This window comes from Aromatoleum toluvorans, assembly GCF_012910905.1.
Taxonomy (GTDB): Bacteria; Pseudomonadota; Gammaproteobacteria; order Burkholderiales; family Rhodocyclaceae; genus Aromatoleum; species Aromatoleum toluvorans.
In genome coordinates this window covers 25,285-35,085 of the sequence record NZ_WTVN01000040.1, presented here as the reverse complement: position 1 = coordinate 35,085, position 9,801 = coordinate 25,285, and the positions used below count along the sequence as shown (strand labels likewise).

At 68.0% G+C, this 9,801-nt stretch carries 6 protein-coding genes; 4 read left to right on the top strand and 2 right to left on the bottom strand.

The genetic code is table 11. From position 1 onward, the window contains the following. The 3 genes from GPA22_RS19420 to GPA22_RS19410 form a co-directional block, all read left to right on the top strand. Positions 1-2,199 (top strand): YgiQ family radical SAM protein (locus GPA22_RS19420; RefSeq protein WP_246264539.1); only part of this gene is annotated, 2,199 nt, incomplete at its 5' end. Then, positions 2,192-2,857 (top strand): 1,6-anhydro-N-acetylmuramyl-L-alanine amidase AmpD, encoded by a 666-nt coding sequence (ampD, locus tag GPA22_RS19415; protein WP_169257708.1) that lies wholly within the window; start codon positions 2,192-2,194, stop codon positions 2,855-2,857. The genes GPA22_RS19420 and ampD, both read left to right, overlap by 8 nt. Positions 2,858-3,264: 407 nt before the next feature. Then, complete coding sequence (locus tag GPA22_RS19410) at positions 3,265-4,002, top strand: lytic transglycosylase domain-containing protein (RefSeq protein WP_246264538.1); 738 nt, start codon at positions 3,265-3,267, stop codon at positions 4,000-4,002. Between the two features lie 48 nt (positions 4,003-4,050). On the opposite strand, the gene GPA22_RS19405 is transcribed toward GPA22_RS19410, so the two are convergent. Together GPA22_RS19405 and GPA22_RS19400 are read right to left on the bottom strand one after the other, a co-directional pair. After that, on the bottom strand, positions 4,051-5,211 hold the full coding sequence (locus tag GPA22_RS19405) for a pyridoxal phosphate-dependent aminotransferase (protein WP_169257707.1): 1,161 nt from the start codon (positions 5,209-5,211) through the stop codon (positions 4,051-4,053). A 110-nt stretch (positions 5,212-5,321) separates the two neighbouring features. Continuing rightward, on the bottom strand, positions 5,322-7,169 hold the full coding sequence (locus GPA22_RS19400; RefSeq protein ID WP_169257706.1) for a phosphoenolpyruvate carboxykinase (GTP): 1,848 nt from the start codon (positions 7,167-7,169) through the stop codon (positions 5,322-5,324). Between the two features lie 326 nt (positions 7,170-7,495). Between GPA22_RS19400 and GPA22_RS19395 the strand changes: the two genes are divergently transcribed. Beyond that, entirely contained in the window at positions 7,496-9,772 is a 2,277-nt protein-coding gene (locus GPA22_RS19395; RefSeq protein WP_169257705.1) for an NADP-dependent malic enzyme, read from the top strand. Positions 9,773-9,801 lie beyond the last annotated feature (29 nt).

The window sequence follows — 9,801 nt, the reverse complement described above, 5'->3', positions numbered from 1 at the left end:
CGGCCCGCCCCCTTCCTGCCCATGTCGCGTGCCGAAATGCAGGCACTGGGGTGGGACGAGTGCGACGTCGTGCTCGTCACCGGCGACGCCTACCTCGACCATCCGAGCTTCGGCATGGCGCTCGTCGGGCGGCTCCTCGAAGCGCAGGGCCTGCGCGTCGGCATCCTCAGCCAGCCCGACTGGAAGAGCGCCGAACCCTTCCGTGCGCTAGGCCGTCCGCGGCTCTTCTTCGGCATCACCGCCGGCAACATGGATTCGATGGTCAACCGCTACACCTCGGACCGCAAGATCCGCTCCGACGACGCCTACACGCCCGGCGCCGCAGCGGGCAGGCGGCCCGACCGCGCAGTGACCGTCTATGCGCAACGCGCGCGCGAAGCCTTCCCCGACGCCAACGTCGTGATCGGCAGCATCGAAGCCTCGTTGCGCCGCATCGCGCACTACGACTACTGGTCCGACAAGGTGCGGCGCTCGGTGCTGCCGGATTCCAAGGCCGACCTGCTGATCTTCGGCAACGCCGAGCGGGCGCTCGTGGATCTCGCCCACCGGCTCGCCGCCGGCGAGCCGATCGAATCGATCCGCGACCTGCGCGGCACGGCCTTCATGGTGAAGCCCGGCTGGCTGCCGAGCGGGGAATGGAGCGAGATCGACTCGCTCACGCTCGATCGCCCCGGTCCGGTCGCGCCGCATCCCGATCCCTACGCGATGGAAGCGGAGACGGTGACGGCGGCAGCGGATGGCGCCCAGCCGGTGCGCATCGTCCCCGCCGCCGAGCGCGTCGCCGTCCGGCGCGCGGCGCGCGGCAAGACCGTCGTGCGCATGCCGTCCTACGAGGCGGTCGTCGCCGACCCGGTGATGTACGCGCACGCTTCGCGCGTCTTCCACCTCGAATCGAATCCCGGCAACGCGCGCGCGCTCGTGCAGGCGCACGGCGAAGGGCCGGGGCGGCGCGACGTATGGCTCAACCCGCCGCCGCTGCCGCTGACGACGCCCGAGATGGATTTCGTCTACGGCCTGCACTACGCGCGCCGCCCGCACCCGTCCTACGGCGACGCACGCATCCCCGCGTGGGACATGATCAAGTTCTCGATCAACATCATGCGCGGCTGCTTCGGCGGCTGCACTTTCTGCTCGATCACCGAGCACGAGGGGCGCATCATCCAGAGCCGCTCCGAGGCATCGATCCTGCACGAGATCGAGGAGATCCGCGACAAGACGCCCGAATTCAAGGGCCACATCACCGACCTCGGCGGCCCCACCGCGAACATGTACCGCATGGCGTGCAAGGACAAGAAGATCGAGTCCTCGTGCCGGCGCCTGTCGTGCGTGTATCCCGGCATCTGCGAGAACCTCCGCACCGACCACGCGCCGCTGATCTCGCTGTACCGCAAGGCCCGCGCGATTCCCGGCGTCAAGCGCGTCACGATCGGCTCGGGCCTGCGCTACGACCTCGCGGTGCGCTCGCCCGAATACGTCCGGGAGCTCGTCACGCACCACGTCAGCGGCCTGCTGAAGATTGCGCCCGAGCATACCGAGGAAGGGCCGCTGTCGAAGATGATGAAACCGGGCATCGGCACCTACGAGAAATTCGCCGCGATGTTCGAGAAGTACTCGCAGGAGGCGGGCAAGAAGCAGCACCTCGTGCCCTACTTCATCGCCGCCCACCCCGGCACGACCGACGCGGACATGGTGAACCTCGCACTGTGGCTCAAGAAGCAGGGCTTCAAGCCCGATCAGGTGCAGACCTTCATGCCCACGCCGATGGCGATGGCGACGACGATGTACCACAGCCGGCGCAACCCGCTGCGCAAGGTGTCGGCCGACTCCGAGATCGTCGAGACCGCGCGCGCAGGCAAGCTCAGGAAGCTGCACAAGGCGCTGTTGCGCTGGCACGACCCCGAGAACTGGCCGCTGATCCGCGAGGCCCTGCAGCAGATGGAACGCGCGGATCTCATCGGCAACGGCCCGAACTGCCTCGTGCCGCGCCACCAGCCCGGCGTGCCCGTCGCCGCGGCCGGCAGCACGCCCGCGGGGCGCGCTCCGGCGAAGCCCCCAGCAGGCAAGCGTCCGAGCTGTGGTGGCAAGCGGACTCCGGCCGCCGAACGGGGCACGGAGCGTACCCAGGCGGCGCGCCCTTCCGCCGGCACGAAGCCGGCTACGGCGCGCAAGCCTGTGCGGCCGGCGAAGCGCCATGCATGAGCGGACCTCCGCCGTCGCGGGGCAGAGCGGCGTGCCGGACGCGGCAGGCGGCACCGGGCAGGGCTGGGGCGGGGGAGGCTGGATCGGCGCTGCACTGCGCTGCCCGTCGCCGAATTGCGACGCCCGCCCGCCGGGCACGGACGTCACGCTGATCGTCGTCCATGCGATCAGCCTGCCGCCCGACGAGTTCGGCGGCCCCGGCGTCGAGCAGCTCTTCACCAACGCCCTCGACCCCGCGGCCCACCCGTATTACGCGACCATCGGCCATCTGCGCGTCTCGGCACACTTCTTCATCCGCCGCGACGGCACGCTGCTGCAGTTCGTGCCGACCGATGCCCGCGCCTGGCACGCGGGCGTGTCGACCTGGCGCGGGCGCGAGCGCTGCAACGACTTTTCCATCGGCATCGAGCTGGAAGGCTGCGACACGCAGCCCTTCGAAGCGGTGCAGTACGAACGGCTGGCGGCGCTGCTGCGCGAGCTGAGCACGCGCCATCCGATCGAGGCGGTGACGGGGCATTCGGACATCGCCCCCGGACGCAAGACCGACCCCGGCCCGTTCTTCGACTGGATGTGCGTGCGGCTGGCCCTGGATCGGCCCGGGATCGCCTGCGGACCGGCCCCCGAGAACGCCACCGACCCGGCATCGGACAGGGCCTGATCGGTCCCGAAAAGCCGTTATTTCAACTTTTGTGACAATTTTTTGGCACCCATTGCAGGGAAGGTCGTGCAAGACTTCGCCCTCGGGAAGACGGCTGCGGTGCCTCGTCAGGCCCCCGTGTCGTTGACCAAAGTCAGTAAAAACAATAAAGTAGCGCCCGTTGCTGCACTGCAGCAGCGGAAATTTTCGAAAAATTGGATGCGGGGAGGCGTCAGATCCGGAGCGGACTCCGGGTGCCTCGGGGCAGCACGAAGCGGTGCGTCCCTTCTCCCGCCGGGCGCGGACCTGGTTGCTGTTGCGCGCTCGATCAGCCACTGAAGACGTGATTTTCGGACCGACAGGCGAAGTGTGCCTGGGCGCGCTGTTGGCGCCGCGGTCGAGGGCATGGTCGCAGCAGGGAGGTACCGATGACTTACGCAACTTGTCCTGGCCGCAGGCGTCATAGCGCGGCCGCATTCTTCGTGCATTTCGTCCACGCCAGTCTGATGCTCACCGCGTTCGCGCTCGTCGCGTTCGTCGGCGCGGGCTATCTGATGACGGAGCCGGTCACTTACGCCGATGTCGGTGCGAGTGTCGCGGAGCCCGCCGAGCGGGTGCAGGTGACCGCCGTCGAGCAGCCGGTGGTCGAGCAACGGCCCGTCGAGCCCGTGCGCCCGAGGCTCGTCGACCCGGGCGTCCTGTCGGCGGAGATGCGGGGCGTGCGGGATTATGTCCTGGAGCGCTACAAGATCTCGCCACGCTCGCTCGAGCCGCTGCTTGCCGCGGCCGAACGCAGCGGCCGCAAGCTCGGCGTCGATCCGCTGCTGATTGTTGCCGTGATGGCGATCGAGTCGAGCTTCAATCCGTTCGCCGAGAGCCACATGGGCGCGCAGGGCCTGATGCAGGTGATCCCGCGTTTCCACCTCGACAAGATCGGCCGCAACGCCGGCGAGGATGCGCTGTTCGACCCGATGCTCAACATCCGGGTCGGCACGCAGGTGCTGGTCGAGGGCGTGCAGCGCTTCGGCAGCATACAGTCGGCGCTGCAGTATTACGGCGGTGCCCTGAGCGATCCGAGCGCGAGCTACGCGAACAAGGTGCTGGCGTTGCAGAAGCGCCTGCTCGCCGCCGCGGCGCGCGCGAAGACGGCCGAGGCCGGCGTCTGACGACGGGCGGGGCGCTTCCCCGCCCCGCGCAGTTCGTTCCCGGTGTTCTCAGGCGCGCATGCGTGCGATGCGCTCGGCCGCTTCCAGCAGGCGTTCGCGGCGGTTCGTGTAGGCGATGCGCAGGTGGCGGCGCGGCTGGTTGTCGCCGAAATCCAGCCCCGGCGTCGCCGCGACCCCCGCTTCCTCGATCAGGCGGTGCGCGAGCGCCTCGCTGTCGTCGGCCAGGTGCGAGACGTCCGCGTAGATGTAGAACGCGCCCTGCGGCTCCGCACCGACGATGAAGCCCAGCTCGCGCAGCGCCGGCAGCAGCGTGTCGCGACGCTGTGCGAACTCGTGCCGACGGGCTTCCAGGATCGCTATCGTAGCCGGCGCGAAGGCGGCCAGCGCGGCGTGCTGCGCCGGCGTGGACGGCGAGATGAAGAAATGCTGCGCGAGCTTCTCGATCTCGCGCACGTAGGCCGGCGGCGCGACGAGCCAGCCCAGGCGCCAGCCGGTCATCCCGAAGTACTTGGAAAAGCTGTTCACGACGAAGACGTCGTCCATCGACTTCAGCACGGTGCTCGCCTCGACGCCGTAGGTCAGTCCCTGGTAGATCTCGTCGACGATCAGCGTGCCCTGGCGCGCGAGCACCGTCGCACGCAGCGCCGCGAGTTCGGCCGGGTCGAGCAGGGTGCCGGTCGGGTTCGACGGGCTCGCGACGACCAGCCCGCGAGTGCGCGCCGTCCAGGCGCTCGCGACCTGATCGGGCGTCGGCTGGTAGCGCGTCTCCGCCCCCACCGGCAGCGCCCGCGGCGCGCCTTCGAAACTGCGCACGAGGTGGCGGTTCGACGGATAGCCGGGGTCGGGCAGCAGCCATTCGTCGCCCGGGTCGGTCGTCGCGGCCAGCGCCAGCATCAGCGCACCGGACGCACCCGGCGTGACGATGATGCGCTCGGGCGCGACATCCGCGCCGAAGCGCTCGTGGTAGAAGCGCGCAATCGCCTCGCGCAGCTGCGGCAGGCCGAGGGCGGCCGTGTAATGCACGTCGCCGCCGGCGAGGAAGCGCGTCGCCGCGTCGATCATCGGCTGCGGCGTCGCGAAGTCGGGTTCGCCGACTTCCATGTGGATGATGTCGCGCCCCGCCGCCTCGAGCTCGCGCGCGCGGCGCAGCAGCTCCATCACGTGGAAGGGCTGGATGTCGGCGGTGCGGCGGGCGAGATGCGGTGTCATGCGTGCTACTCCTCGGGGCGGTCAATGTGAAATTGTAGGGGACCGAAAAAACAAAAGCGCCGACGCGCGGCGCTTTTGCTCGTTCAGCCGGCCGTGGCCGGCGGGAAGGTTCAGACCGACAGGGCCAGCTCGAACATCTCGCGCTTGAGCGTCAGCGCGCGCGGCAGGCGATCCTGCAGCTTGTCGAACCATTCCTTGTGCAGTTCCAGCTCCTTCTGCCACGCGTCGGCGTCGACCTGGGTCAGGGCCTCGAACTCGGGCTTGGTCACGTCGGAGCCGGTCCAGTCGATGTCCTCGAACTTGGGCATCCAGCCGAGCGCCGTTTCCTTCGCGCCGATGCGGCCGCGCACGCGGTCGACGATCCACTTCAGCACGCGCATGTTCTCGCCGAAGCCAGGCCACATGAACTCGCCCTTCTCGTTCATGCGGAACCAGTTCACGCAGAAGATCTTCGGGGTCTGCTCGACCACGTGGCCCATCTTCAACCAGTGGTTGAAGTAGTCGCCCATGTGGTAGCCGCAGAAGGGCAGCATCGCGAACGGATCGCGGCGCACCACGCCCTGCGCGCCGAAGGCGGCGGCGGTGGTTTCCGAGCCGAGCGTCGCGGCCATGTACACGCCGAAGTTCCAGTTGAAGGCCTGGTAGGCGAGCGGCACGGTGGTGGCGCGGCGGCCGCCGAAGATGAAGGCCGAGATCGGCACGCCGGCGGGGTCTTCCCAGTTCGGATCGATCGACGGGCACTGGTTCGCCGGGGCGGTGAAGCGCGAGTTCGGGTGGGCTGCCTTGCGGCCGGTTTCCTTCGCGAGCTCGGGCGTCCAGTCCTTGCCCTGCCAGTCGATCAGGTGCGCGGGGGCCTCCTTGCTCATGCCTTCCCACCACACGTCGCCGTCGTCGGTCAGCGCGACGTTGGTGAAGATGATGTTCTCCTTCAGCGTCGCCATCGCGTTGTAGTTGGTCTTTTCCGACGTGCCCGGCGCGACGCCGAAGAAGCCGGCTTCGGGGTTGATCGCGTAGAACTTGCCGTCCTTGCCCGGCTTGATCCACGCGATGTCGTCGCCGACCGTGTAGATCTTCCAGCCGTTGAAGGACTTCGGCGGGATCAGCATGGCGAAGTTGGTCTTGCCGCAGGCCGACGGGAAGGCCGCCGCGACGTAGGTCTTCTCGCCTTCGGGCGATTCGACGCCGAGGATCAGCATGTGTTCGGCGAGCCAGCCCTCGTCACGCGCCATCGTCGAGGCGATGCGCAGCGCGAAGCACTTCTTGCCGAGCAGCGCATTGCCGCCGTAGCCCGAACCGTAGGACCAGATCTCGCGCGTCTCGGGGAAATGCACGATGTACTTGGTGTCGGGGTTGCACGGCCAGCGCGAGTCCTTTTCGCCCGGGCCGAGCGGGGCGCCGACCGAATGCACGCAGGGCACGTACTCGCCGTCGGTGCCGAGGATGTCGAAGACGGCCTTGCCCATGCGCGTCATCGTGCGCATGTTGGTGACGACGTAGGGGCTGTCGGAGATCTCGATGCCGATATGGGCGATCGGCGAGCCGAGCGGGCCCATCGAGAACGGCACCACGTACAGCGTGCGGCCGCGCATGCAGCCCTTGAACAGGCCGTTGAGCGTCTCGCGCATCTTGGCCGGCTCTTCCCAGTTGTTGGTCGGGCCGGCGTCGGCCTTGTCCCTGGAGCAGATGAAGGTGCGGTCTTCGACACGGGCGACGTCGGAGGGGTCGGACCACGCGAGGTAGGAATTCTTGCGCTTTTCCGGGTTGAGCTTGATCAGCATGCCCGCCTGGACCATTTCGGCGCACAGGCGGTCGTATTCCTCGACCGATCCGTCGCACCAGTAAACCCGGTCGGGTTCGGTCAGGGCGGCGATTTCCGCAACCCACTTCTTCAGGCCTTCGTGGCGGACGTAAGCGGGTGCGCCGGCCAGGATGGCCTCGGCGGACAAGCGTTGAGTCATGGTGGAAAACTCTCCAGATTGCAAAAGCGGTAACCCGCCTGGAGCTCGCTGCCATGCGTCCCGGGCGGGATCTTTGACGGGCCTTTGGACCTTCTTGTTGCGCCGGCCCTGCGGAAATTACTAGGGTAAACCGCAGTCGGCGAAAGCTTAATATTATGCCACGACAGCGCGCTCGACGGAAAACCGGCTTCTTAGAGCGCAGGCGTCGCGTCGCCGTCGTGCCCTGGCAGGCTGTCTCGCCGCCACGATCCGCGGCATCATTACGGATTCGGGAGAACGTCGGCGACCGCCGAGAGCATCTGATTACAACAAGTACGGGACATCAAATGGACGAAACGATCCGCGCCGCGGCGCTCGATTACCACCGCTATCCGCGACCGGGCAAGATCTCGGTCACCCCCACGAAAGTGCTTTCCAACCAGCGCGACCTGTCGCTGGCCTATTCCCCGGGGGTTGCCGCGGCCTGCGACGCGATCGTCGAGGAGCCGGCCGAAGCCGCGAACTTCACCGCGCGCAGCAACCTGATCGGCGTCGTCACCAACGGCACCGCGGTGCTCGGCCTGGGCAACATCGGCCCGCTCGCCGCCAAGCCGGTCATGGAAGGCAAGGGCGTGCTGTTCAAGAAGTTCGCCGGCATCGACGTCTTCGACCTCGAGATCGCCGAGAACGACCCGGACAAGCTCGTCGACATGATCGCGGCGCTGGAGCCGACCTTCGGCGGCATCAACCTCGAGGACATCAAGGCGCCCGAGTGCTTCTACATCGAGGCGCGCCTGCGCGAGCGGATGAAGATCCCGGTCTTCCACGACGACCAGCACGGCACCGCGATCGTCGTCGGCGCGGCGATCCTCAACGGCCTGCATCTGCTCGGCAAGGACCTCAAGAAGGTCAAGCTCGTGACCTCCGGCGCAGGGGCCGCGGCGCTCGCCTGCCTGGGGCTGCTCGAAAAGCTCGGTATCCCGGTCGAGAACATCTGGGTCACCGATCTCGAAGGCGTGGTCTATGAAGGCCGCACCGTGCTGATGGATCCGATCAAGGCGCGCTACGCGAAGGCGACCAGCGCACGCAAGCTCGCCGAGGTGATCGAGGGGGCGGACGTCTTCCTCGGCCTCTCCGCGGGTGGCGTGCTCAAGCCCGAGATGGTGGCGAAGATGGCGGCGAAGCCGCTGATCCTCGCGCTCGCGAACCCGACGCCGGAGATCCTGCCGGAGCTCGTGAAGGGCGTGCGCGACGACGCGATCATCGCCACCGGCCGTTCGGACTACCCGAACCAGGTCAACAACGTGCTGTGCTTCCCCTTCATCTTCCGTGGTGCGCTGGACGTCGGCGCGACCACGATCACCGACGAGATGCAGCTCGCCGCGGTGAAGGCGATCGCCGAGCTCGCGCGCGCCGAGCAGAGCGACATCGTCGCCGCCGCGTACGGCGAGAAGGTGTCGGGCTTCGGTCCCGAGTACATCATTCCGCGCCCCTTCGACCCGCGCCTCATCGTCAAGATCGCCCCGGCGGTCGCCGAAGCGGGCATGGCCTCGGGCGTCGCGACGCGCCCGATCACCGACTGGGATGCGTACCGCACGCAACTCAACAACTTCGTGTGGCATTCGGGCCTGATCATGAAGCCCGTGTTCGCCGCGGCGCGCGGCACGAACCAGCGCATCATCTTCGCCGAGGGCGAATCCGAGCGCGTGCTGCGCGCGGTGCAGACGGTGGCCGATGAAGGTCTTGCGCGTCCGATCCTGATCGGCCGCCCGGACGTCGTGCACGCCAACATCGAACGCTTCGGCCTGCGCATGCGCGCCGACCAGGATTTCGAACTGGTGAACCCGGACTCCGATCCCCGCTTCAAGGAGTTGTGGACCTACTACCACGGCCTCATGGAGCGCGAGGGCGTGTCGGTCGAGTACGCGAAGAAGGAAGTCCGCCGCCGCACGACGCTGATCGGTGCGCTGCTGCTGAAGTTCGGCTACGGCGACGGCCTCATCTGCGGCACCTACGGCATGCACCGCCTGCACCTCGACTTCATCGAGAAGGTCGTCGGGCGGCGCGAGGGCGTCAGGCACTGCTACGCGCTCAACGTCGTGAACCTGCCCGAGCGCACGCTGTTCCTCGCCGACACCTACATCAACTACGACCCGTCGCCGGAACAGATCGTCGAGATGACGCTGCTGGCGTCCGAGGAGATGTCGCGCTTCGGCATGACGCCCAAGGTCGCGCTACTGTCGCATTCGTCCTTCGGCAGCGCCGATTCGCCGACCGCCGAGAAGATGCGTGCCGCTCTGCGCCTGCTGCACGAGCGCCATCCGGAACTCGAGGTCGAAGGCGAAATGCACGGCGATGCCGCGCTCGACGCGGACCTGCGCCTGCGCATCTTCCCGAACGCGCGCATGCGCGACGCCGCCAACCTGCTGATCTTCCCGACGCTCGACGCCGCCAACATCGCCTTCAACCTGCTCAAGACGGCGGCGGGCGAAGGCATGACGGTCGGCCCGATCCTGCTCGGCGCGGCGCGCCCGGTGCATATCCTCACGCCGTCGGCGACGGTGCGCCGCATCGTCAACATGACGGCGCTCACCGCGGTCGAGGCGGCCCAGCGCCAGCGCTGACGCCGCGCCCCGGGTAAACGCAGGTGCCG